The sequence below is a fragment of the Parachitinimonas caeni genome, assembly GCF_030129945.1.
Classification (GTDB): domain Bacteria; phylum Pseudomonadota; class Gammaproteobacteria; order Burkholderiales; family Chitinimonadaceae; genus Parachitinimonas; species Parachitinimonas caeni.
Map to the genome: position 1 here is coordinate 1 of NZ_JARRAF010000148.1, position 715 is coordinate 715.

The window sequence follows — 715 nt, forward strand, 5'->3', positions numbered from 1 at the left end:
TGTCCAGCCAGAGCAGGCGATCTTCCGGCAGGTCGAAGCGGTATTCCGGAGGTGCGGCGCCCCCCGCCCCGCCAAACAGGATTTCTTTGCCCAGTTCAACCGGCTGGCCCGCCGCCGGGGTCGGGGTACCGGCCTGGTGTTGCAGGCTCAGGCTGGCGCCAGCCGCCCCCGCTTCGAGGGCCGTCAGTTGCAGGATCAGGGGGCCGGTTCCGGCAGGGCGCGTCAGGATGCCGCTGGCGGTGTCGTACTGCGGCAGGCGGGTGCCATAGCGGTCAAACCAGGCCAGGCGATAGGCGTCTGCCGGGCTCAGTTGCCAGCTGAGTCGGTCGCCCGCTGCGGCTGGCACTTGCCAGTATCGGGTCTGGCCGGCCGCCAGGGCCGGCAGCGCCAGGTCGCCCGCGCTCAGTGAGGGGGCCAGGCCTAGCGGCTCGGCCCGCAGTTGCCAGTCGCCGCTGCCGGTCTGGGCCATCAGGTCGAGCTGGTAGTCGCCGGCCGCCAGGTAGAGCGGGGCCGTGGCGGTTCCAGGGGCCGGCAGGCTCTGGGCAGGGATCAGAACGCCCGCCGGACCGCGCAGTTGCCAGGACATTTCGGCAGCGTCGCCGATCTGGCTGAATTGCCACAGGCCGCTCTGGGCCAGGTGGAAGGTCTGGCGGCTTTGCTGACCGCGCAGGGGCAGCTGGCCTTGCAGGGTCTGGCCGCTGGTATGGAGTTCCCC

General features: G+C 71.3%; 1 protein-coding gene. It reads right to left on the reverse strand.

The annotated features are described in order from the left end of the window. Positions 1-586, reverse strand: a 586-nt coding sequence (locus PZA18_RS24045) for a hypothetical protein (RefSeq protein WP_284103423.1), incomplete at its 3' end; no start/stop codon positions are given. Positions 587-715 lie beyond the last annotated feature (129 nt).